Annotated in this window: 19 protein-coding genes; 14 read left to right on the top strand and 5 right to left on the bottom strand. The window is 59.7% G+C overall.

The annotated features are described in order from the left end of the window. Positions 1-159: 159 nt before the first annotated feature. The 5 genes from ACRRQW_RS09145 (at position 160) to ACRRQW_RS09125 (ending at position 6,510) form a co-directional block, all read left to right on the top strand. Positions 160-1,914: a DUF885 domain-containing protein gene (locus tag ACRRQW_RS09145; protein WP_438480996.1), complete on the top strand. Its 1,755-nt coding sequence runs from the start codon at positions 160-162 to the stop codon at positions 1,912-1,914. A gap of 99 nt (positions 1,915-2,013) precedes the next feature. Next, the gene (locus ACRRQW_RS09140; protein WP_438480994.1) at positions 2,014-3,771 is read left to right on the top strand and encodes a DUF885 domain-containing protein; all 1,758 of its coding nucleotides are present in this window, start codon (positions 2,014-2,016) and stop codon (positions 3,769-3,771) included. 234 nt (positions 3,772-4,005) lie between these two features. Next, complete coding sequence (locus ACRRQW_RS09135; RefSeq protein ID WP_438480993.1) at positions 4,006-4,743, top strand: hypothetical protein; 738 nt, start codon at positions 4,006-4,008, stop codon at positions 4,741-4,743. A 112-nt stretch (positions 4,744-4,855) separates the two neighbouring features. Further along, positions 4,856-5,038 carry a DUF1328 domain-containing protein gene (locus ACRRQW_RS09130; RefSeq protein ID WP_438480992.1) on the top strand — a complete coding sequence of 61 codons (183 nt, stop codon included), beginning with the start codon at positions 4,856-4,858 and terminating at the stop codon, positions 5,036-5,038. Positions 5,039-5,088: 50 nt separating this feature from the next. After that, positions 5,089-6,510, top strand: a complete 1,422-nt coding sequence (locus tag ACRRQW_RS09125; protein WP_438480991.1) for a PQQ-dependent sugar dehydrogenase — start codon at positions 5,089-5,091, stop codon at positions 6,508-6,510. A gap of 14 nt (positions 6,511-6,524) precedes the next feature. Here the strand turns inward: ACRRQW_RS09125 and ACRRQW_RS09120 are convergent, their stop codons facing one another. Then, on the bottom strand, positions 6,525-7,415 hold the full coding sequence (locus ACRRQW_RS09120) for a LysR family transcriptional regulator (protein WP_438480990.1): 891 nt from the start codon (positions 7,413-7,415) through the stop codon (positions 6,525-6,527). 180 nt (positions 7,416-7,595) lie between these two features. On the opposite strand from ACRRQW_RS09120, the gene rhlP reads away from it, so the two are divergent. The 6 genes from rhlP (at position 7,596) to ACRRQW_RS09090 (ending at position 13,864) form a co-directional block, all read left to right on the top strand. Then, positions 7,596-8,483, top strand: a complete 888-nt coding sequence (rhlP, locus tag ACRRQW_RS09115; RefSeq protein ID WP_438480988.1) for a rhombotarget lipoprotein — start codon at positions 7,596-7,598, stop codon at positions 8,481-8,483. Positions 8,484-8,488: 5 nt separating this feature from the next. Then, a complete protein-coding gene (rrtA, locus tag ACRRQW_RS09110; protein ID WP_438480987.1) occupies positions 8,489-9,100 on the top strand; it encodes a rhombosortase in 612 nt (203 codons plus the stop codon). Further along, complete coding sequence (locus ACRRQW_RS09105; RefSeq protein ID WP_438480986.1) at positions 9,097-10,359, top strand: MFS transporter; 1,263 nt, start codon at positions 9,097-9,099, stop codon at positions 10,357-10,359. The genes rrtA and ACRRQW_RS09105 overlap by 4 nt, the downstream gene beginning before the upstream one ends. Continuing rightward, positions 10,359-12,497 (top strand): AMP-binding protein, encoded by a 2,139-nt coding sequence (locus ACRRQW_RS09100; RefSeq protein WP_438480985.1) that lies wholly within the window; start codon positions 10,359-10,361, stop codon positions 12,495-12,497. The genes ACRRQW_RS09105 and ACRRQW_RS09100 overlap by 1 nt, the downstream gene beginning before the upstream one ends. A 135-nt stretch (positions 12,498-12,632) precedes the next feature. Next, complete coding sequence (locus ACRRQW_RS09095; protein ID WP_438480983.1) at positions 12,633-13,043, top strand: hypothetical protein; 411 nt, start codon at positions 12,633-12,635, stop codon at positions 13,041-13,043. Then, the gene (locus ACRRQW_RS09090; protein WP_438480982.1) at positions 13,025-13,864 is read left to right on the top strand and encodes an arylamine N-acetyltransferase family protein; all 840 of its coding nucleotides are present in this window, start codon (positions 13,025-13,027) and stop codon (positions 13,862-13,864) included. Before ACRRQW_RS09095 ends, ACRRQW_RS09090 begins: the two co-directional genes overlap by 19 nt. Here ACRRQW_RS09090 and ACRRQW_RS09085 read toward each other — a convergent pair. The 3 genes from ACRRQW_RS09085 to ACRRQW_RS09075 form a co-directional block, all read right to left on the bottom strand. Continuing rightward, positions 13,857-15,770 (bottom strand): M12 family metallo-peptidase, encoded by a 1,914-nt coding sequence (locus ACRRQW_RS09085; RefSeq protein WP_438480981.1) that lies wholly within the window; start codon positions 15,768-15,770, stop codon positions 13,857-13,859. The genes ACRRQW_RS09090 and ACRRQW_RS09085 overlap by 8 nt on opposite strands. Positions 15,771-16,012: 242 nt before the next feature. After that, positions 16,013-16,453: a DUF5069 domain-containing protein gene (locus ACRRQW_RS09080; protein WP_438480979.1), complete on the bottom strand. Its 441-nt coding sequence runs from the start codon at positions 16,451-16,453 to the stop codon at positions 16,013-16,015. 20 nt (positions 16,454-16,473) lie between these two features. Next, complete coding sequence (locus tag ACRRQW_RS09075) at positions 16,474-17,355, bottom strand: transglutaminase-like domain-containing protein (protein WP_438480978.1); 882 nt, start codon at positions 17,353-17,355, stop codon at positions 16,474-16,476. A 132-nt stretch (positions 17,356-17,487) separates the two neighbouring features. Between ACRRQW_RS09075 and ggt the strand changes: the two genes are divergently transcribed. The 3 genes from ggt (at position 17,488) to ACRRQW_RS09060 (ending at position 23,084) form a co-directional block, all read left to right on the top strand. After that, on the top strand, positions 17,488-19,236 hold the full coding sequence (gene ggt / locus ACRRQW_RS09070; protein WP_438480976.1) for a gamma-glutamyltransferase: 1,749 nt from the start codon (positions 17,488-17,490) through the stop codon (positions 19,234-19,236). A gap of 217 nt (positions 19,237-19,453) precedes the next feature. Further along, positions 19,454-21,838, top strand: coding sequence for a TonB-dependent siderophore receptor (locus ACRRQW_RS09065; RefSeq protein WP_438480975.1), 2,385 nt, complete (start codon positions 19,454-19,456; stop codon positions 21,836-21,838). Positions 21,839-22,214: 376 nt separating this feature from the next. After that, positions 22,215-23,084: a helix-turn-helix domain-containing protein gene (locus ACRRQW_RS09060; RefSeq protein ID WP_438480974.1), complete on the top strand. Its 870-nt coding sequence runs from the start codon at positions 22,215-22,217 to the stop codon at positions 23,082-23,084. Between the two features lie 39 nt (positions 23,085-23,123). Here the strand turns inward: ACRRQW_RS09060 and ACRRQW_RS09055 are convergent, their stop codons facing one another. Continuing rightward, a complete protein-coding gene (locus ACRRQW_RS09055) occupies positions 23,124-24,455 on the bottom strand; it encodes an ATP-binding protein (protein ID WP_438480973.1) in 1,332 nt (443 codons plus the stop codon). Positions 24,456-24,476 lie beyond the last annotated feature (21 nt).

Below are 24,476 nucleotides of genomic sequence, written 5' to 3'. Positions count from 1 at the left end.
CAGATACCCGCCCAGCCGGCGGGAGCCTCGACTTGCGGAAACCATTTCGTGTTGAGCCTCGTCCGCGACTATCCGTGCAATCCGTGGTCCAAAACACGTTTCGTCGCCCCTCGCTCGACTTGGCTTCGGCCCTGCTGCAGGGTTTGCCCACTCATTCTCATGAAATTACTTCGCTTGTTTACCGCGCTGGTCGTCTCCGCCCTTTCCCTACAAGCGGCTAACCCCGCCTTCGACACCTGGCTCGATCAATTTACGGCCGACTGGGTGAAGGCCGATCCCGAGCAAGCGACCGAGAGCCAGTATTTCACCGGTGCCGAGCAAGACGCTCTCGACCGCACGCTCACGCCGGTCGACGCCAACTACCGGCGCAACGTCGCCCTCCGCGCGTTGGACGGCATCACCGCACTCGCAAAATTCGATCGCGCCACGCTTTCCTCCACGCAACGCATTTCTGCCGCCATGCTCGAGTGGCACCTGAAAGACATCGCGGAAGATGTCACGTATGATCGCTACCGTTATCCGTTGAACCAGTTCAGGGGCAAGCAGACCAACGTCCTCACCTTCCTCAACAACTCGCACCCGATCCGCAACGAGCGCGACGCCGAGAACTACCTCGCACGTCTCGCCGAAGTCGCGCCGCAGATCGACGACCTCATCCTCCAGGCGAAACAACTCGCCGCGGACGGCGTGTTGCCACCGCGCTTCATCATCGATTCTACCATCGGTCAGATGGAGCGCTATATCGCGCCCGAGCTTTCGCAAAATCTCCTCGTCAACTCGCTCACGTCACGCGTGGCCGCATTGAAAACCGTTTCTGCGGAACGTCAGGCCGAGTTCAAAACTCAGGCCGAAACCCGCGTGCGTGATAACATCATTCCTGCTTACCAACGCGCGATCGACTTGCTGCGTGAACAACGCGCCGTCGCCACCGACGCCGCCGGCGTGGGCCGTTTCCCGGGCGGCGATAAAGCCTACGCTTACTTCCTCCGCAAATACACGACGACGAGCTTCACCGCCCAGCAAGTCCACGACATCGGCCTGCAAGAAGTCGCCGCAATCGAAAAAGAAATGACCAGCTTGCTCGCGTCACTCGGTTTCAAAGACGGCTCCATCAAAGACCGCTACAACGCGCTCGAGGCCAGCCTGCAGCCGCCGGATAACGAAGCCACGCGCGAGAAATTACTCGCCGACTACACGCGTTACGTGCGCGACGCCGAGAAGCGTTGCGCGTTGATGTTCGACTTGTTGCCGAAAGCGCCGGTCGAGGTGCGCCGCGAACCTGCGTTCAGCGAAAAAACTTCCGCCGCGCACTACACGCTGCCGGCAAAAGACGGCACGCGCCCGGGCATTTTCTGGGCGCCGTTGCCGGGCCCGACCTTCCCCATCGTGTCGATGCGCTCGCTCGTGTATCACGAAGCGGTTCCCGGCCATCACTTCCAATGTGCGATCCAAGCCGAGATGACCGACCTGCCCCGTTTCCGCAGCGACACCGTGTTTGGTTTCATCTCCGCGCACGGCGAAGGCTGGGCTCTCTACGCCGAACGCCTCGCCGCCGAGGGCAACTGGTATGACGGCGATACCGTGGGCCGCATCGGCCAGCTCAACAGCTCGCTCTTTCGCGCGCGTCGTCTCGTCGTCGACACCGGCCTGCACGTAAAAAATTGGACGCGCCAGCAAGCCATCGACTACGGCATGCCCGCGTCCGAAGTGGAACGTTACGTCGTCTGGCCCGGCCAGGCGACCTCCTACAAAATCGGCGAACTCAAAATCCTCGAGCTCCGCGAAAAAGCGAAAGCCGCGCTCGGTGCGAAGTTCGACATCAAGCAATTCCACAACGTCGTCCTCCGCACCGGCGGCGTCCCGCTCGCCGTGCTCGAAACCGTCGTCGACGATTACATCGCATCTGCAAAATAAGGCAGGGCCCGACCTCTGGGCGGGCCGTCAGGACTCACAAATAAAAAACCGATCCGCGCCAGCCCCAGCAATCCCGTCTGCCAAAATCTTTTCTTCCCCATGAAACTCCGCCACCTCCTCCCCTTCCTCGCTGCCAGCACCCTCGCGTTCGCCGCGCCCGCACCCACGACTAACTTCGACGGCTGGGCCAACGACGTCGCTGCGGAGATCATGCGCGCCAACCCGTCAATGGCGACGATGCAGCAATATTTCACCGGCGACGAACAGGATTTGCTCGACCGCAAACTCACGCCGATCACGAAGGAAGCCCGCGCGGCGCGCATCGCTCAAGCGCAACGCGCCCAAAGCGTGCTCAAACAATTCAACGTTGCGAAATTGAGTTTCGAGGAACGGATTTCGGCGTCGATTATCGACTGGCAGCTCGAAACGACGATCCGCGCCGACGAGTTCAGCGACCACAGTTACATCTTCGAGCAATTCGGCGGCTTGCAGGTGCGCCTCGTGAATTTCCTCAGCCAAACACATCCCGTGCGCAACCCGCGCGACATCGAGAACTACCTTGCCCGTCTCAAACTCGTCGCCGCGCAAATGGACGAAGGTGTCACGCAGGCCCGCGAGCGCGCCACGCGCGGCTTTACGCCGCCGAAGTTCATCCTCGAATCCACCATCGCCCAATTTGACCGTTTCCTCGCCGACGCCGCAGCGAAAAACGTGCTCGTCGCCTCGCTCGATGAACGCGCTGCAAAGATCGCCGGCCTGTTGCCCGAACAACGCGCCGAAGCCGTCACCGCCGCGGAAAAAATCGTCGGTGCGGAGATCATTCCCGCCTTTCGCCGCGCGCAGGATTTGCTCAAACAACAACTCGCCACCGCGCGCGACGGCGCCGGCCTCGTCTGGCTCCCCAATGGCCAGGCCGCTTACGCTGCTGCCCTCCGCCGGTTCACGACCACCGAAATGACGCCTGACGAAGTCCACGCGCTCGGCCTCAAAGAAGTCGCTCGCATCGAAGCGACCATGGACGGCTTGTTAAAAAAGAAAGGTTACGCGGACGGCTCGATCAAAGACCGCATGGCCAAACTCGAAAACGATCTCCAACCCGCAGCCGAACCCGATCCGCGGGCCGGCTTGATCAAGCGTTATGAAGAAATCCTCGCCGATGCGCTGGTGAAATCTGCCGACGCTTTCGACGCGCGCCCGAAAGCCCCGTGCGTGGTGAAACGCGAACCTCCATTCACCGAGAAAAGCGCCGCCGCGCACTACACCGGCCCGTCACGCGATGGCACCCGCCCCGGCATTTTCTGGGCACCGCTCCCCGGCCCGTATGAAATGACCGGCATGCGCACGCTCGTGTATCACGAGGCGATTCCCGGCCATCACTTTCAAATCGCGCTGCAACGCGAGACCGAGTCCCTGCCGCGCTTCCGTCGCGACGGAATCTTCAGCGGCGGCTCCGCTTATTCGGAAGGCTGGGCGCTTTACGCCGAACAACTCGCGGTCGAACTCGGCTGGTATGGCGACGACATCGTCGGCCAACTCGGCCAGCTCGATGACGAACTTTTCCGCGCACGCCGGCTCGTCGTCGACACCGGCATCCACGCGAAAGGCTGGACGCGTCAGCAAGCGATCGATTACGGCATCAAAGTTTCTGAAGTGGAACGCTACGTCGTCAACGCGGGCCAGGCGTGCGCCTACAAAATCGGCCAGCTCAAAATCCTCGCACTCCGCGCCAAAGCAAAGGACGCGCTCGGCGCAAAGTTCGACTTGAAGAAATTTCACAATGTGGTTCTCCAAAGCGGCAATATGCCGCTCGCCGTGCTCGAACAAGTGATCGACGACTACGTCGCAGCAGCAAAGTGAGCTGATCGCAAAGGTAGGGCCCGACCTCCGGGCGGGCCGGTAGGGGCGGTTATCCTTAACCGCCCTTTTTCATGCCCGCCGACTCCTGACACCCGTCGTCGGGCATTCCCCCATGCGCGCGTCAGAGTGCTCGCATGAACCTTTTAGCCGGCGCGCATTACTAACATGAACCAATGCATGGGTAACCCTTCCCGTGCGCTTCATTAATAAACAACACTGCACCCTACACTCATTATGAATACGAAAACCATTCGCACCCTCCTCGCTGCTCCTGCGCTTGCGATTCTCGCGATCGCGCCGATCAGCATGTCCGCCAACGAAGCCTCGGCTCGCGCTGAATCCGCCTACGCCGAAGTTAAAGGCGACGCCGCTAAGCTCGCGCTCAAGGGCCTCGATGCCGAGATCGACCACGTCGAAGCGTTGATCGACAACGCCCCGACTCCTGAAGACAAGGCCGCCGCCAAAGCCCGCCTCGAAGTGCTCAAAGAACGCCGCAGCGAGCTGCGCAAAAATTACGCCCAAGCCCGTTTCGACGAGCTGAAGGCCGACGTCCGCGCCGAAGGCAATCGCGTCGGTGCCTGGACAAAGCGCACGTTCACCAAGAGCGACACCGAAAAAGCTTACGACAAAGCGGAAGACTCAGTGAAGGACGCTTCCAAGGCCGCCAAGCGTGCCGGCGACAGCGCTTATGCTTACGCCAACACGGCGGGTGCCACGACGGACATCGCCGCCTACAAGCTGCGCCCGACCGACACTAACAAGGAAGAAGCCAAGCTCGCGATCAAGGCCCTCGAAGCCAAGATCGACGAACTCGAAACCCGCGCCGACAACCTCCCGAAAGGTCCGGATCGTGACGCCGCAAAGCGCCGCGCCAAGGCTCTCGAAGAGCGCAAAGACAAACTCGAACGCGACTTCAACAAAGCACGCTTCGATGCCCTCATCGACGACGTAAAGTCCGAGTGGAACAGCTAAGCGCTGAGCCGCTTCTCTAGAAAAATCTCCGGGCGCGCGCTTCACAGCCGCGCCCGTTTTTTATGGGCCGCAACCAGCGCTAGTTCCAGTTCACGTCCAAACCCTCTCCACTATGTTTCGTTGGGCCATCATTTTCCTCATTCTCATCGTGATCTCTGCGGTGCTCGCTTTTACGACCCTCGTGACGGTGGCCGTCGGGCTCGCTAAGTTCTTCTTCTTCGTGTTCATTGCGCTGTTTTTCCTCGCACTTGCCGGCGGATTTTACGGAGCGCGCAAACTGACCAAAAAGAAGTAATCACGAATCGTTTTGCCTCGGTTTAATCCTCGCGTGAATTTCATTTCCACATGACACCCCGCTCTTCGCTTTTCTTCCTGCTCGCCGCCTGCACCGCCGCCGGAGTTTCAGGGCAGGTCATCAAGCGCGACTCCGGCAAACTCTACGCCGAGATGTGCGCTGCCTGTCACGGCGCCAAACTCCAAGGCGCGTCGGCTCCCTCGATGCTCGACGACACGTGGCTCTACGGAAACGGCGACGATGAGAGCATCGCCAAAAGCATTCGCGACGGTCACCCGGAAAAAGGCATGCCGCCTTTCGGCGCGACGCTCAGCGCGAGCGATGTTCGCGGCCTGGTGATTTTCATGCGCGAGCAACGCGCCGGTTTTGGCCGTCCCAGCCGCTCTGGCGACGCACCCACCGGAGTGATTAAGGCCAAGGATCACTCGTTCACGGTGGAAATTGTCGCCGACAAACTTTCCCATCCGTGGGCGGTCGCCTTTCTTCCGGAGAATAAAATCCTCGTCACCGAAAAACCCGGCCGCCTGCGCGTGATCGACAACGGCAAACTCTTGCCCGAAGCGATTCGCGGCACGCCCGCGGTGCGCGATGCCGGCCAAGGCGGACTCATGGAAGTCGCCCTCCATCCCGACTATGCGAAGAACGGCTGGATCTACCTCGCCTACTCGGATCCCGCGAAAGATAAAAACGGGCGCGACGTCAGCCTCACCGTCATCGTGCGCGGAAAAATCCGCGACGGTGCTTGGGTTGACCAAGAGACGATTTGGAAAGCGTCGATTGAGTTTTATCGTCCCGGCGGCGGCGTGCACTTCGGTTGCCGCATCGCGTTCGACAAAGACAATTATCTTTTCTTCTCCCACGGAGAACGCGGACGCGGTGAAGACGCGCAAGACCTCACCAAACCGAACGGAAAAATCCATCGCATCCACGACGATGGCCGCATCCCGGTCGACAATCCCTTCGTCGATAAGCCAAACGCGTTCAAAAGCATTTGGACTTACGGCAACCGCAACCCGCAAGGCCTCGACTTCGATCCACGCACCGGCGTGCTTTGGGAAACCGAACACGGTCCCCGCGGCGGCGACGAGACCAACGTGATTCGTCGCGGCCTCAACTACGGCTGGAACACGATCACCTACGGCATGAATTACGACGGCACGCCGATCACCGACAAAACCGCGCAAGAAGGCATGGAGCAACCCGCGCTGTATTGGACGCCGTCGATCGCGGTGTGCGGCATCGATTTCTACGAAGGCGACGCGTTCCCGAAATGGAAAGGCCACCTGCTCGTCACGTCGCTTGCGAAAGAAGAACTGCGCTTGCTCACGATCGATGGTGAAAAAGTCACCGGCCAGCAAACCCTCCTCGCCAACCTCGGTCGCCTCCGCGATGTCGGCAGCGGCCCGGACGGCAGCATTTACCTCGTGGTCAACGGCCCGGATCGCCTGGTGCGCTTAGTGCCGGCGAAGTAGTTCATTTTTTCCGATCACATTGCGGCCCACTGCGGCCACTGTTGCGCCACGTAGCGTCTCGATTCTTCGATGACGCCCTGCACCAGCGGCGAAGCCTCGCCGGTCCACAGTGCCGCGATTTCCAGCGATTCGAAATCATCCAGCGGCAACATCCGCACTGCCGAATCGCGCACCACTTCAGCCGCATTCACGCTGAGGCCAATGCCGTAACCGTTGGCCACGTAACGCGTGACGAGGTCCATTGAACTGGCTTCGATCGTGTGCGGCCAGTCCACTTTCCGCTTCTGCAATCCCCGCCGAAATAGTTTTGTCATCACTTCCGATTGCGGGAGTGAAATCAACGGATCTTCGATTTCACCGCGCGCCCAAAGCTCGGAGGCCGATTGCAGTCTTGATTTTTTCGGCACCAGCAACACGAGCGGAAATTGCATCAACCGCTCACACCGAATGCGGCCCGACGGTTTGCCATCGAGCGGCGTGATCGCGAGATCGACTTCGCGTTCGAGCAGCCACTTTTCCATGTCAGCCTGAAACCCAGAACGCAGGCCGAGCTTCAGACGCGGCTCCTGTTTGCGCAAGCGGGCCACCACCGCCGGCAAATAATCGCGCAATACCAATTCCGAAGCGGCGATGCGCAAGTGCGGTGCGGATTTCTGACGCAGTTTCGCGCCAACCGAGGCAAGGTTATCAAAAAATGGCCGCGCAAACGCGAACAGCTCCTCGCCCTCACGCGTGAGTTTGAACGGCGTGCGCTCGAATAATTTCACGCCGAGATCTTCTTCGAGCAGCAGAATCTGGCTGCTCACCGCCGGTTGTTGAATGCCGTAAGGCATGCTGCGCACCGCCCGGCTGATGCCGCCGTGTTTCGCGACGTAATAGAACAACTCGAGGTGATGGATGTTCATCGACGCGCCGACCGTGACACACCGCCGCTCCCCGAGGCAACGTCAATGCCCAGAGCCGCCGATCCGTTTGTCATATAATATATGACAAACGGATCTGAGCTGCGGCGTATTGGCCGTCTCAATGGACGCATCGGGTTTATCAATTAACGGCCCGCGCGCGGCTTCGGGTAAGCTCCGCGCATGTCTACACGCACCTTCAGTTCTTTCTCGTCGCGCTTCGCCGCCCTCGCGCTTCTCGCGCTGCTCTCCCTCGGCCTCACGGGCTGTGTCGGCATGTGGAGCAACTACCGCCGCCACGAAGCCAGCAGCGTCGTGAATTTCCTTTATCCTGGAAAAGAACAACCGTTCATCACGCCAACCATTCCCACGTTGCGCCTGCCTTTGCGCGTCGGCATCGCCTTCATCCCGGCCGGACACGGCGGCCCGCACAACAACCACACCTCCATCGCACCCTCGAAGTTCACGGAGTCGGAAAAAACGGCCCTGCTGCGTCGCGTGTCAGCGCAGTTCAAAACGCTGCCGTTCGTCGAATCGATTCAGATCGTGCCGACGACCTATCTGCGCGCAGGCGGCGGCTTCGACAACCTCGACCAGTTGAAAGCGCTCATGGGCATCGATGTCGTTGCACTGATTGCTTACGATCAGGCGCAGAACACCCACGACACCGAATGGAGCCTCGCTTACTGGACCATTGTCGGCGCTTACGTCGTCCCCGCGCAAAAAAACGAAACGCACACGCTGATGGAAGCGGTCGTTTACGATATCGCGAGTCGCAGCCTGCTGTTCCGTGCGCCCGGCACCAGTGCCGTCAAGGGCCACGCCACGCTCGTGCGAAACCGCGAAGAATTAAAAAACGACTCAAGCCGCGGCTTGAATGAAGCGGCGAACGACATGACCGCGCACCTCGCGCAAGAACTCGAACTCTTCAAAGTCCGCGCCAAGGAAGAACCCGACGCCGTTAAAATAGAACACCGTCCCGGCTACACGGGGGGCGGCGCACTCGATCTGTGGCTGGCCACGATGCTGGCGATCATCATCGGTGGTTGCTGGCTGAGTCGTCGCAAATGAAGGACATGAAAGAATCTTCGTTCGCGAGAGCTTCCGCTTTGGCTGTGACGCTTTTTGCGCTCCCGGCGATTGCGTTACATTTTGCTCCCGAGGACGTGCGCGCTGCGTGGCTATTCAATCGAACCGCGATTGCTGACGGCGAATGGTGGCGTGTCGTCACGGGTCACTGGATTCATTTCGGAGCCGGGCATTTAATCGTGAACCTCGCCGTAATACTCGCGGCGGGCACGCGGCTCGAGCGCTCACACCCCGGTTTGCTCGCGCGATTCTCACTCGCCGCCGCGCCGCTGGTCGGTTGCGCGTTGCTCATCATGGAGTCGGCCATGCACACCTTCGGCGGACTTTCCGGGCTCGCGTGTGGCGTGGTGACGCTGCTGGCGTTGCAGCAATTTTCCCACGCCGGGCAACACCGCATCTGGTGGGCCGCCTTGCTCGTAGTCATAGGCGTGAAAATTGCGATCGAGGTCACCACCCGCGCCGACGTCTCCTGCGTCTCCTTCGTCTCGACCGATGTGCGCGTCTCCACCTGGGCGCACGCCGCCGGGGCGTTGAGTGCGGCGGTCTTTTTTCTGTCGCGACAATTCCACCGCTCCAGTTCCCTCGCTCTCAACCGATGAACCACTCCTCTCGTAATTATCCATTGCTGCTCATCGGCCAGTTCCTCGGCGCGTTTGGTGACAACGCCATTCTCGCCGTCATCGTGGGCCAGCTCACGTATCTCCAAAAAGCCGGCACGATCAGCGCCGGTGAACTCCGCACGAGTAACACGATCTACACGAGCCTGCTCTTCGTGCCTTATGTGTTACTTGCGCCGCTCGCGGGCTATCTCAACGACCGTTACGCCAAAACCCACTGGCTCGTCGGTGGCAACACGCTCAAACTTTTTGGCACCGTGATCTGCGCGCTGAGCATTTGGCACGGCACCTGGTGGCAGGGCGTGGGTTATTTCATCGTCGGCATTGGCGCGTGCATTTACGGCCCGGCCAAATATGGCATCCTGCCGGAAATTCTCCCGCGCGAGAAACTCGTTAAGGCAAACGGCATGGTCGAACTGCTCACCTTGGTCGCAATCCTCGGGGGCGCCATCGCCGGTTCGGTCATGGCAGACGTGTTCAAAGACCGCGTGTCAGTTTCCTACGTCGTGCTCGCAGGAATATTTGCGACGGCGCTGCTGTTTAACTTTTTCATGTCCGCCACGCCGCACAAACCCGGCATCAAGCTGTCGGCGAGCGTGCATGAATTCACCAGTCACCTCGGCACTCTTTTCACGGCGGGACGGCTCGGCCGTGTGCTCATTGGCACGGCGTTATTTTGGGTCTGCGGCGCGGCGATGAAAATTAATTTCCAACCGTGGGGCCTTGAGGTGCTCAATCTGCCCGACAACACCCAAATCGCGCTGCTCGGCCTCTGGCTCAGCGTCGGCGTGATGGCCGGCAGCATTGTCGCGGGTCAGGTTCACCAAGTCGGTGATCTCACGAAGACGCGCCTCTACGGCTTCCTCCTCGCGGGCGTCCTCGCGCTGATGTTCACCGTGAATTCGTTTGGTTTCTGGAAAACGCCCACGCTGCTTCTCGGGTCGTTGCACCTGGTCGTGCCCGTGGTGTTGCTGCTCATTGCCGCCGGTTTCGCGGCAGGGCTTTTCCTAATCCCACTCAACGCCGCACTCCAAGCCGAGTGCGATCCCACCAAACTCGGCAAAACCATCGCGGTGCAAAATCTCTTCGACAATCTCGGCATGCTGCTCGCCGGCGCGTATGTTTTTATCGGCGTTAAAGCCGGTCTGAGTTCGAGCGGCATTTTCTTGGGACTCGCGCTCGGCGTCGCCGCCATCGTGACGTGGTTTAAATTCTCCGGCAAGAAATCCGCCGTCGCTTGATGAAAACGCTGCTCCGCCTGCTCTTGCGGCTGTGCTTCCGCCTCCGCGCCTACAACACCAACGCGCTCAACGCGCCCGGCCCAGTCTTGCTCGTCCCAAATCACGCGTCGTGGCTCGACTGGCTTTTCCTCGGCGTGGTGCTCGATGACGACTGGCGCTTCGTCACATCGGCCACCGTCGCAGATTCGCACTGGATTTTCCGCAAGATGATGGTGAACCGCCGCACATTCCCCATCGACAACGCCTCGCCTTACGCGGTGCGCGACATGGCCGATTATTTATCCAAAGGTGGACGCCTCGTCCTCTTTGCCGAAGGCCGCATCACCACGACCGGGAGCCTGATGAAGATCTTCGACGGCACCGGATTTCTCCAGCGCCAGGCGCACGCAAAAGTCATCACGTGTTACCTACGCGGCGCGACCCGCGTGCGTTTCGTGCGGCACTCCGGTTGGAAAAAATGGTTTCCTCACGTCACTGCGCATTTCAGCGACGCGCAAACCGCGCCGGATTTCCCGAACGTTGCCAATGCGGTCGCGCGTCAGCGCACCACCGCCTGGCTGCGCGAACGCATGACGCTCCAACAGTTCGAAGTCGAGATGGAGTATGGCGCGCAAAATCTCCTCGCCGCCGTCGTCGAAACCGCCGCGAACCAGCCCGGGAAAATCGCGATAGAAGACGCGAGTTTTAAAGAGCTCACGTATCGGCGCTTACTGGTGGGTGCTGACGTGCTCGCCGAGGTGTGGCGCAACCGTTTTGGCCGCGACGCGGGCGAGCGCATCGGGGTGTTGCTTCCGAACGTCAATACCACGCCCGTCACGTTGCTCAGCCTGTGGGCCGCGCGCAAAATTCCCGCGATGCTGAATTTCTCCACGGGCATTCCTGTGATGCTGCAGTGCGCGAAACTCGCCGGCCTGAAACACATCGTCACGTCGCAGCAGTTTCTCGACAAAGCCAAGCTCGACGTCGCTGCGCTCAAAGACGCCGGCATCAAAATCACTTACCTCGAAAAAATCGCGCCGAAGATTTCGAAATTAACGAAGCTCTCCAAGCTCGTGAAACACACGTGCGCACTCGGGGCCGATTTGCGCGACGTGCCGCTGCACGCCAACGACACCGCCGTGGTCATTTTCACGAGCGGTTCGGAAGGCGTGCCGAAAGGCGTCGAGCTCACGCATCGCAACCTGCTCGCCAACGTCCGCCAGGCGATCGCGATCATCGACGTCACCGATGAGGATCGCTTCTTTAACGCGCTGCCGCTTTTCCACAGTTTCGGCCTGATGGGCGGCACGCTGTTTCCGCTGATCCGCGGGTGTTACACGTTTCTCTATCCATCGCCGTTGCATTATCGCGTGATTCCCACGCTCGTCGCCGATCGCAACTGCACGGTGTTGATGGGCACGAATACGTTTCTCAACGGCTACGCGCGCAAAGCACATCCGTATGATTTCGCCACCTTGCGCTTCCTCGTCGCCGGTGCGGAAAAATTGCAGCCCGCCACGTTCGATCTCTACGCGAAAAAATTCGGTCTGCGCATCCTCGAGGGCTACGGCGCCACCGAGTGCAGCCCGATCATCAGCGTAAACACCCGCATGGAGCCAAGCGTCGGCACCGCGGGACGATTCGTGCCCGGGCTCGATTGGCGTCTCGAGCCCGTCGAAGGCGTGGAGGAAGGCGGGCGTCTCTTTGTCAAAGGCCCGAACGTCATGAAGGGCTACCTCAACGAGGACGCGCAGGAAAAATTCGCCGCGCTGAAGGGTTGGTATGATACTGGCGACGTCGTGTTCGTCGATGGCGACGGTTACGTGCAGATCCGCGGCCGCATGAAACGCTTTGCGAAAATCAGTGGGGAGATGGTGAGCCTAAGCGCGGTCGAAGATGCCATGGTAAACGCCTTCCCGAAGTTCGGCGCGCGCGCCACCGTCGCGATTCTTACGCAACCCGACGAGGACAAGGGTGAAAAACTCATCGCTGTCACCAACGAGTCACGCCTCACACTCGCCGACATCCGCGCCGCCGTGAAAGCGAAGGGCCTCAGCAACCTCAGCGCCCCGCGGGAACTGAAGGTCGTTGATAAGATCCCCAAGCTCGGCACAGGGAAGACGGATTACCGCGAGCTTGCGAAGATGTTCGAGAGTTGAAGGACGGGAGGGAGACACGAATTGCACTGATTTCCACGAATTGAGGAATCAGTCATTCGTGTGATTCGTGTCGCTGGATCGCATCCCGCGCACTCGCGCGTTGCAGCCCGGCTCAGCCGTTGATTTCATGGCACGATGTCGGATTCCTTGCTCATCATTTTGGTGCAAATAGCCGGTGTCTTTCATTTCGTGACGCTCACGCTCGCCTGCTTCACCCCGATTCCGACCGGCTGGACGGAGAATCTCGCAAAGCTTCCGGAGATGCACCGCCGTTTCTCGGTCGCTCAAAATTTCTCCATCGGCGCAACGATCGCAGTGCTGGGATTGCTCAGCCTCTTCCTCGCGCCGCTGCTCATCACCGGGGAACCTCTCGCGCGGGCGATCTGCGGGGTGACCGCGCTATTCTGGGGCGGCCGCGCCTGCGTGTTGCCGTGGCTGGGCGTGCGGCCGGCACTCACTTCGACCTGGTTACGCATCGGGTTTGTGCTGCTCGTGACGGAATGCGTGGTTTACGCGGCGGCTTACGCGTGGCTGGCTGTTCGGTGATGCCGGACGATTTCCAACCCAACCTCGACGCTTATTTTGCGCGCATCGGCTACACCGGCCCGCGCACGCCTACTTGGGAGACGTTGGACGGGATTCTCGCTGCGCACACCGCCAGCATTCCTTTTGAGAATCTCGACGTGTTGCTCGGACGCGGCATCAATCTCGATCCTGTCGCCGTCGAAAAGAAACTCATTCACGACCAACGCGGCGGTTACTGTTTCGAACAAAACAGCCACTTGCTCCGCGTGCTGCTCGCACTCGGTTTCCACGTCACCCCGCTCAGCGCTCGCGTGCGGGCGCAACGTCCGCGGGATTTCACGCCGCCGCGCACACACCTGTTTCTACGCGTCGACATCGACGGCGTGAGCTGGATGGCCGACGCCGGCATGGGCGCTACTTCGCTCACTACGCCGATTCGTTATCACGTCGAAGGCGAACAACTCACGCGACATGAGCCGCGGCGGTTCATCCAAGAAGAGGGCAAATTTTTCTATCAAATCCGCTACGGCGATGAATGGAGCGATGTGTTCGAATACACGGGCGAAGAAATGCCGCCGATCGATCGTGAGCTTGGCAACTGGTATACGTGCGCGCATCCGCATTCGCATTTCCGCAACCGGTTGATTGCGGCGCGCGCCACGTCGACCGGACGCATTTCGTTGCTCGATCGCGAACTCACGGTGCGCCACAAAGACGGCACTGCCGTGAAACGTGAAATCGCGAGCCCGGAAGAACTGTTGAGCGTGCTTGAGGAAAATTTTGGTCTGCGCTTCCCCGCCGGCACGCGCTTCGGCCCGCCGGGTTCGCCGTGGCCTAGTTAAGCGTTCGCGAAGAGCGAACACGCCTCGTGAGCCAACGCCCTAAAGCCGCGGCACCGCTCAACGCATAGAACCAAGCGCTGGGCGCTCCACCTCCTCCACCGCCTCCGCCTCCGCCAGTATTATTGCTCGTCGGCGGTGGCGTGACCACAAGGGCCTGCACTGTGATTTTGGCTGAGTTGCTCGTCACTGAACCCTTCAGATTACTCACGGTTACGGTATAATCGCCCGTGTCTTCATTCGCAGCCACCTTGGTGTAGATCGTGCCGGTTGCCCCATCTATTTTCACGCCGTTCTTCAGCCATTGATAAGACAAACCTCCCCCGGAGGCAGTAACAGAAACTCCGGCCGTCGATCCAGGAGTCACGGTCGAGCTTTGCGGGTGTTGCACGATGGCCGGCAGGCCGATTTCTTCCATCTGTCCGCTCATCGCCACGCCACGTTCCTGAAGAACCTTGGCATTGTTCGCCGCCTTCGGATCTGTTTCCGGGCGCCCGATGACGTGGGTGCCGAGGCTTGGATTTGTTGACCATCCCCATCCCAACATCGACGGAGTGACCGTAATCGAAATGTTCGGATTACTGAAATACGGAACATCATAGTCAGAATACGACATCACCGTGCCGGACGTCCCCACATCATAAGGATACGTCGGAAACGGCTTGGTGTTGGCCCACATTAAACCGTAGTGCCATTTACCATCGTTGTCAGGCGCCGCCGGGCCATACTGCCCGAGAGATAAAACATCCACGTGCTCGCGGTCGTGCTGACATCCAAAGTTATGGGCCAGCTCATGCAGAAACGTCATCGCAGAACTGTTCCATCGCACCACGGCGCTCGCTCGATCCGCCGACACGATGCCGGTGGTGGAAGAAGCTGCGCGACCAGCAAAATCCATGTTAGCGCCGACCATTAGCACCACTTGGTCGGCACCGCGCTTGTAACGCTCTGCTTTCACCCAATCAAAAATTGCGCCCCCTGGCACAATGGCTGAGAAATGTTTGAGTGAGTCGACGGAACCTTCGTAAGCAGGCGCAGCGACCAGCCCCAAATACCGCCACTGATAAGAAGTCACCCCGCTCTGATTGAGCACCACATTGCTGGTTTCGATGCGCGCTTTTGCCTGCGCATCAAGATAGCCAATGGGATCGGAGGGCGAAGTTTGAGCGGCGCGCTCGCGCGCCTCGGCATCATAAGCGACCAGCACATCTACCTTGGGTCCGTCGATCACCGCGTGCACCGCTTCGGGCAAAGGCTCGTGCCCCGTGGCGTAAGCGACATGCAGCACCACGGCGGAAAACTCCTTAGGGGACAGCGGCGGTTGAGCAGGGAAATTACCACACCCGTCCTCCCCGGAAGCCATTTCACTCACCGCGACCGCTTCACCTCGGACATGAAACGAGAATTCAGGGGCGCCGGGTAAAATCAGGATCGCATCGTAGCCATCGACCGTGGCGACTCCGACAAAACTCGCACCTGGCAGCTCTTTATTACGTCCAATCCAAGTGACATACTTGCCGTCCTCCTTAATCGCCACCTGCGAGAACGAGATCGGCAAGTCTGGATGAGGTGCCACCGTTAATGATTCCGGCCGAAATTTCCGCCAATCGACGACGCGCCGTTCAATGCTCGGAAACACCCGCGCAATATTCGCCGGCACTGGCTCCGGTTTTGCCGGCCGCTCATCCGAAAACACCTCGCGCGGTGCCGGCAAAGTTGGTTTCGACGCAACGGGGGCCGCGCTTGCCGGGAGAGAGCCGGTAAATTCTCCAGTTCGCACGGTCGGATTAGCCGAGGGTAAATCCCCGTCAGCTTGATCGATCCACAGTGCCACAGAGCAAATTGCTCCTGCCACTGCCAAACCAATGATAATCTTATTCCAACCGAACCGGGGTGTTTTTGTGTGCATTCAAGTGGCCCGCGGAACGGAAAGAAAGCGATCGGGCGGTGGCAAAACCTTTTCAGCAGGAAAAATCCCTAGTCCGTGACCTATACGGATCTCGACGCGCCCTTGATTCTCGCTGCGCAAAACCAAAGCAAAAGACCGAACACGTCAGTTTTTCGGAGATAACCTGAGTAGTCACCAGTGTTTGCACTCGCGATAAGCAGCGAGTCCGCCAAGCCGTGGGCGCGAAGACCGACACCCACCTGCTACGTTCCGGAATCGCGGCCTTCGTTGGCGTCGATCAGGTCGAACGTCGTGAGGAGATCCGTGCGGTGCGCGAGGGCTGAGTCTGCTTTCACTTTCGCGATGAAACTCGTGAGCCGGTCATTCCAACCCAATTTGCGCGAATGTTCATTCCACACGAGTGTCTGCGTGCGATTGGGCCGGAAGCCCTGCGCAAAAATCCATTCCGCAATCTCCGCGTCTGTGCCGCCCACGAGCACGCGAGCCTCGACGGCTTCGAATTTTACGTTGAGAAAACTACAGAGCTGTCCGTCGAGACCAACCGACAAGCCATAGTTGCGGTGATAGCCCTCGGGTAACGCGCCCGCGCCCTTTAAGCGGATCTTGTCGATCATGCGCGCGAGGTGATGTAGTCCACCGACACTTTTGTCGCGCGGAGAACGAAAGCTATCGACGGCAGCCATTTTTAGAAAACAGAAAACCGTTACGCCGCGGGCGACGCAGGAATATCTTGTGGCAGCGGGAGTGACGGAATGGGCACGGCGAGGCCTGACGGTGCTGACAACTCGGCGCGCACGGTGACAACTTTTACCGGCGTGGTTTGCACGCGACCGTAGATGGTCGTGAGCGAACAGTTCGCCGCATCGCGTCCACGGGAGATCACCACGATATCGTCCGCGGCGATTTGATCGGTCGGATCAAAAATGTGCCACTGGCCCGCGAGGTAAGCTTCGAAGCACGCATGGAAATTCATCGGATCGAGCCCGAAGGCGTAGCCGCCCACGTAACGCGCGGGAATACTCAAGGCGCGACACAGTGAAATCGCGAGGTGCGTGTAGTCGCGGCAGACGCCTTTGCGACCCTGCCAGACATCCCACGCGGAGGTGCGACCGTCGGTGGAGGCGATTTCGTAAGTGAGGTTCGCATCGACCCAGCGGCAAATCTCGCGGACTTGCTCGGCACGATTTTCTATTTTACCGAACAGCTCCCAGGCGACTTGGGCAAAACGATCGCTCTCACAGTAACGGCTCGGCAGCGTGTAGGTCAGCACCGTGAGCGGCAGGCGACCGATATTTTCCGGTTTCACTTCCGGCGGCAGCAACGGGCGAATCGTCTCCACCTGTGCGGAATAACGGAGTTGAAACGGCCCCAGCGGGGCTTCCGCACGCACGACCCGATTCCCTTTCGAACTAGAAATTTTTTCCGGCACCACCGTCGTGGGACTAAACGCGAGTTCCTCGCTCAGGATGCGTTGTTGCGCGTCGCTGTTGGCGAGGATGTTGAACGTGAAATTGGCGGTAGGTGCCAACACCTGGTAATCAAGCGTGCAGCCGACGTTGAGAATCATGCGGACGACTGTGCTCACGCCGTGGAGATCGGCAACCCTGGGAAGACTAAATTTTCTATGTCGTTAAATTGCGGGAACATAAAATGCGCGCGCATCAGTTCGCGGGTTTTTACGGCTTGAGACACTCTGTCATCACAGGAATGTGATCGCATGAAAATCGCCCCACGCCTGCTCACCGGATTATTCATCACGAGTCTTGTGTTGGGAAATCCCACAGCGCTCCGCGCGCAACGCGCCGCTGTTGAAGCGAAGCACGGCATGGTGGCTTCGGTGCATGAACTCGGTTCGCAGGCCGGCCTCGAAATTCTTCAAAAAGGCGGCAACGCGATCGACGCCGCAGTCGCCACCGGCCTCGCGCTCACCGTGGTGTTTCCTTTCGCGGGCAATATCGGTGGCGGTGGCTTTATGGTGATCCACCTCGCGGATGGTCGCGACGTGGTGATCGATTATCGCGAAACCGCGCCGGCTTCCGCCACGCGTGACATGTATCTCGCGGCGAATGGAAAAGTGGTCGAAGGCGCAGGCTCCTCGACGGTCGGTTGGAAAGCGAGCGGCGTGCCCGGCTCCGTCGCGGGTTTTGCGCTCGCGATGCAAAAATACGGTTCGGGCAAAGTCACGTGGGCCGACGTCTGCGAACCTGCACGCCGCCTCGCGGCGGAAGGTCATATCGTATCGCAAAACACCGCCGCACAACTGCGCGCGAATCACGAACACCTCGCGCAGTTCCCCGAGTCGAAGCGCATTTATCTCAAGGACGGCGCGTTGCTCGCAGCGGGTGAAAATTGGATTCAAGCCGATCTCGGCGAAACTTTTTCCCGTCTGCAAAAAAATGGGCCGCGCGAATTCTACGAAGGTGAAACCGCCCGCCGCATCGTCGCCGCCATGGAGAAAAACGGCGGCAGCATCACGCTTGCCGATCTAAAAAATTATGTTCCAGCCGAACGCGCGCCGTTGCGCGGCAAATATCGCGGCTACGACATCGTGACGATGCCGCCGCCAAGTTCGGGCGGCATCGCACTGCTCCAGATGTTCGGGATGCTTGAGCCATTCGACGTCGCGGCGATGGGTTACAACTCCGCGGCAAAATACCATCTGTTCGCGGAAGTGATGAAACGCGCGTTTCGTGATCGCGCGGAATATTTGGGCGATCCGGGTTTCGTGAATGTGCCCGTCGAAAAATTGCTTGATCCGGCCTACATCAAAAACCGCATGGCGGATTTCTCGCCCGACAAAGCCACGCCCGCCGCGAACGTGCAGCCCGGCCTCGGAAAATTTGTGACGGCCCCTGCGCGCGAGAAAATGGAAACCACGCACTTTTCCGTCGTCGATTCCGTGGGCAACGCGGTGTCGAGCACCTACACGCTCAACGGCGCTTACGGCTCGGGCGTGACGATTCCCGGCACAGGAATTCTAATGAATAACGAAATGGACGACTTCACTTCAAAAGTCGGCGTGGCGAATATGTTCGGCCTGCTGCAAGGCGAAGCGAACGCCATCGTGCCGGGCAAACGTCCGCTTTCATCGATGACGCCGACGATGGTGTTCAAGGACGGCAAACTCGTATTGCTCACGGGTTCGCCCGGCGGGCCGACGATTATCAACACCGTGTTGCTGATCATCACGAACGTCATCGATCACAAGATGCCCGTCATGCAAGCGGTCGAAGCGCCGCGTATTCATAATCAATGGATGCCCGATGTCGTGACGTTCGAGCGCTTCGGCCTGTCACCCGACACGATGGCGATTTTGAAAGCGAAAGGCCACACGCTCCCCGAGAGAAAATCCTACGAAGGCGCGTATCAAGGCGACGGCGAAACTATCGGCGTGGATTCCGAGCGCGGCGTTTTCCTCGGCGCGGCCGATCCGCGCAAGGGCGACGCGAAAGCCGTGGGGTATTGAGCAAGATCAGGTGGGCGCCGGTCTCCGCACCGGCGCCAAGTTACGAATGCGCCGAAGCGTCGGTGCGTAGACCGACGCCCACCACGAACGCGTAGAGAGCGGGTGAGCGTTTCGTGCAACTTTTTGAGCGTTCCGTGCCCTTTACGGAAACGGGGCGCGTGCATTCATAACACGCAGCAGCTTCCCCACCGCTGCCAACCCCTAACCCCGTAAGCTTATGAAACGTAATCACGCATTCATCACGTGCGCCTGTCTCGCTTTGAGCGGACAAATCGCATTTGCCCAGACCGCCGCCCCGGCCGTCGCGCCCGAAAAAGAGGTCGTCACTTTGCCGACGTTCACGATCACCGAAACGCCGGCGAATCCGTATCTCTCCAAACAAGCGCTCTCCGCGTCCCGCGTCGCGATGTCCATCCAAGACATCCCGCAAACCGTCTCGGTCGTCACGAGCGAATTCATGCAGGACTCGCAATCGTTTCGCCTGCTCGATGCCGCCAAGTATGTGACGCCGATCGTCGAGTCCACGCTGCCGTTTGGCGGTGACCGTTACACGATTCGCGGCTTCCAAGTTTCCCACGAGTTCGTCGATGGCACGGAAATTTCCGGCGCGGACGGTTACAGCATGTCGCTCGCTCCGTATAATATCGAGCGCGTCGAAATCATCAAAGGCCCGAACGCGATCCTCGTCCCCGGCGGCAGCCCCGGCGGCCAGATGAATCCGATCACGAAAGCACCGATCATGCAGGACAAGTCCTCCGTGACACTCGAGCTCGCCCAATATTTCAGCAACGCCGTCAGCGCCGACGTGAATCGCGTCATCTCCAAAGAACACGGCATCGCCGCCCGCGTCGTCGCCGCCTACTGGGATAGCGATGGCTACGCGCGTAATCACTTCCGTCGCGGTTACATGTTTGCCCCGTCGTTCTCCTGGCAACTCAGCCCGGCGCACCAACTCATCGTGAAAGCCGAGTTCGTGCAGAACCGTGAAACCAATCTCGGCGGCCTCCCGCTCGATCCGAGCATCGGCAGCGGCCAGGAAGCCGTCATTGCCCGCGGGCTGCCCCGCGACTGGTCTTTCGCGAGCGACAACGATTTCGATCAACGTCACCGCGCGACCGAGCGCATCACGTTTGAACTGCTGTCGAGTCTCGGCGACCACGTCAGCTCGCGCCTTCAATTCATGGCTAACCACGTCGTGCGCGAAGACCAAGGTGGCACCAGCGCCGCACTCACGGGCGCCGGCGGCGGCAGCCGCAATCCTTACACCGGTCTCTATGAACCCGGCGTAAACTGGAACACCGCCGCATGGACCGCCGACACGACCGGCACCGTCGTCCTCGCCGCCACGCCTGCTCCGGTAACGGATCCGTCCACGTGGAGCTACACGCGCAACTATGGTGCGGTTGACCTCTTCTACAACGAAGCCCACTTCCGCAACGACTACGCCATCAAGTTCGAGACGCCGTGGTTCAAGACGACGACCATTCCGGGCGTCTCCGCCAACTTCTCGAAAGTGCAGTTCAAGAGCTACGCGGCCAAAGCGCGTCCGACCGTGGCCGCCAATGCCCTCGCTTCCGCCACCTATCCGGATCTCGTTTATACCGAGCCGACCGTGGCTGACGCCGGTGGCAATCGCACCGGTAAACAGGAAGACCTCCAGGTGTTCGTTTATGAAAACCTGAGCCTGCTCCAAGACCGCGTGCAACTCTCCGGTGGCGTCTCTCGCTTCTATGGTCAACTCACCCGCGTCGACAACACCGGCCTGTTGCCCGCAATCGTCGCCCCGAGCTACAATATCTCCACGACGGCAAAAACGTTTGGCGCGGTCATCAAGCCGATCAAACACGTCTCGCTGTTCTACGGTTACAATACCTCGGGCGGCACGATGCCGAGCTCCCTCAATCCCGGCACTTACCTCAAGAGCTTCCGCGCCGCGGCTGGCACGCAAAAAGAATTCGGCGTCAAGACGTCGCTCCTCAACGACCGCCTCACGGCGTCGTTCTCGCACTTCGACATCCAGCAGCAAAATTACTCGGTGCCGAACAGCGACTATTACACGCTCGTCGCGCAAGGCCGCTTTGCCGAAGCCGCCGCGCTGGAAAATCCGCTCTACCTCAACCTCAACTCCAAGGGCTGGGAATTCGAGGCCACCTACGCGGTTAACCAAAACCTCACGCTCATCGGTAACTACACGCAGTTCAAAATCCGCCAGCCAGTCACCGAAGTCCGCGTGCGCGGCGTGCCGGACAAGAGCGGCGCCATCTACGCTGACTATCGCTTCAGCGAAGGCGTCTTGAAGAACTTCGGCGTCAGCGTGGGCGTGGATTTCAAGGACGACGTCGTCGGCGAAAATTCCACCGGTTACACCAGCACCCGTCCGCTGCCGACCGGCCCGCAATTCGTGCCGAACCAACCGAGCTTCATCGTCGCCGGTCGCACGCTCGTGAATGTCGGCGTCAGCTACCGCGCCAAGGATTGGACCGCCCGCTTGCAACTGAACAACGCGCTCGACGAAGACTACATCCTCGCCGCCGGTTCGCGCACGTCGGTGCTCGTCGGTGACCCGATCAACCTGAAGGCTTCCGTCACCTACAAGTTCTGATCTTTTTTCGGTAAATTAGGTTCAAGGGTATCAAAGCCGGCGCGAGTGAACGCGCCGGCTTTTTTGTGCGCAACGGCTGCTGGTCACGACAATGACGGAATGGCGCGAATTTTTTTAACCACGGATTGAACGGATGCCGACGGATGGGAACGGATCAAGGCGAGCCGTCAGTCGACTTTGCCCGGATCCGTCTTTCCGTTTTTATCCGTGTAATCCGTGGTTTAAAAAAACACCCGCACGCGGCCTGTTTCGCGTCGACGCGCGGAACTTCCACTTCGTTTCACGGCCACATCGTTAAAACTAATCTTACTGGCAGACCTTGGAGCCGATTGTGGCAATATCCGAGCGCACTAGTGATTCGTTACCCCCTCACCCCATGCTTCGTTATTTCGCCAATGGCGCGATCCGCTGGAAAAAACCCATGCGCTGCAACACGCGCACGAATTGGGAATTCTATGCCGTGATCGAAGGCCGTTGCGCCGCGACCCTGCGCGATCGCGAAAAACCGGTTTTCAAAGAAAAGACGTTGTGGGTGTTCTCGCCCGAATGCAGCCACGCGTGGCACGATGATCGTCACCGCAAGTATCACCGCATCGCCTTCCACTTCGGCAGCGTGCCCTATCCGCTCGACGAAATCGTCCGCCAAAACGGCGGCTGGCTCGAACGCAAACTCAGCGACGACGACATCGCGCGTCTCCAAGCCTTCGCCACTGCGGTTGAACCGCATTACCTGCAGCCGAATCAACTCAGCACACTCCACTTCGAAGGTCGCTTGATGGACCTCTCGTTGCTCACACTGGAAGGCAGCACCGCCGCGCAACTTTCTCCACTGCCTGATCTCGCTAACTTCAAAGTCGAGAGCGCGCTCTCGTGGTATGCCGAACACTTGATTCGCAAACCTTCGGTCAAGGAGATCGCCGACGCGGTCCACGTTTCCACCAGCCACCTGCGCCGGCTTTTCTGGCAGGTGCGCCACACGAGCCCGAAGACCGCGTTGCAACGCGTCCGCCTCGATCGCGCCCAGGAATTGATGAGCCGCACCGCGATGACACTTGAAGACGTCGCACGCCACTGCGGCTTCAACAGCTCCAGTCACTTCTGCCGCGAATACCGCGCGTTCCACAATTTCACGCCGACGCATTGGCGGAAAAAACTGATCGATCGTTTCAACAAACCGTTCCCGCCCGGCGAAATTCCGACCCGCGACCACAGCCCCCGCCCGCATGAACGGTTGATGCCGGCCTGACGCGCGCTGCGTCACGAAACGCCTCCGCGCCTACCCGACTCAATCGGCCCGCCGATTCGCGAGCGCGCGTCCCAAAGTATGGCGCAGCTTCTCCGGACGGACCGGTTTCGACTCGCACGCGGTGATGCCGCAGGCCTCGAGTTCATGCGCCGACGGACATTTTGCACCGGCGGTCAACATCACCAGCGCCGTCCCCGAAATTTCCGAATCCGCCGCAATTGTCCGGGCGAATTCCAGGCCATCGGTTCCCGGCATGCGATTTTCGAACATCACCGCATCGTAACGCGTGCCGATTTGCGTCGCTTGCCGTAAATGGATCAACGCCATCTCGGAACTATCGGCCACTTCGCACTTCATTTCCCACGCCGTGCAAAGATCGGCTAATCCATTTCGACAGCCCGCGTGCGGATCGACGATCAGCACCGAGCGACCCGCCAAGGGCAGCCAGGCCACGGCCGCAGACGCTTCCGGGGACGTCACCTCCGCCATTTCCACGCTAAACCAGAAAACTGAGCCAACTCCCGGCGCGCTCCGCACGCCGATCTCGCCCCGCATCAACTCCGCGAGCCGCTTGCAAATCGCCAGGCCCAAGCCCGTGCCGCCAAAGCGCCGCGATGTCGCGGCGTCCGCCTGCACGAAGGGTTGAAACAGTTTCGCCTGCGCAGCCGGAGGAATCCCGATGCCGGTGTCTGTGATTTCGCAGCGCAATCTTCCTTGCGGCTCGCCGGGCTCGTAACGCATTCGCAGCACCACCCCGCCACACTCGGTAAATTTCACCGCGTTGCTCATCAGATTGAGCACCATCTGGCGCAACCGCAGGGGATCGCCGCGCAACGCCGCAGGCACCTCCGGATCGAGGTGCATGACTAATTTCAATCCCTTGCGCGCTGCCTGCGAAGCCTGCAATTCGAGCGCCAGCTGCAATTCCTCGCGCACATTGAAATCGATTACTTCCAGCGCGAGACAACCGGCTTCGATTTTCGAGAAATCGAGCAGGTCGTTCATGAGCGTGACTAAACCTTCGCCACTGCGACACATGGTTTGCACCAAGTCGCGCTGTTCGTCGTTGAGCAGCGAATCATGCAACAGGTTGGCCAGTCCGATGACGCCGCTCACCGCTGTGCGAATCTCATGACTTACATTCGCGAGAAACTCGCCTTTGTTCCGGCTCACTGTCTCGGCCTTCTCGCGCGCCGCCGTCAACCCGGTGGCGAGGAATGCCTGCTGACGTAACTGCTCACGCAACCGGGTGTTTTCGCTCTCCAGCGCGTCGATGCGAGCGGCTTGAGAACAGTCGACGCCCGCCAGTCTCGAAATCGAAGAAAAGGCAGACTCGTCGCCGAATAAAACCTGGAAATAAGAAGGATTCACATTCCCCAAAGCGCAGTCCTT

This window comes from Oleiharenicola lentus, assembly GCF_051660365.1.
Classification (GTDB): Bacteria; Verrucomicrobiota; Verrucomicrobiia; order Opitutales; family Opitutaceae; genus Lacunisphaera; species Lacunisphaera lenta_A.
Note: the sequence above shows the minus strand (reverse complement) of the source record. Positions and strands in the feature narration are given on the sequence as shown.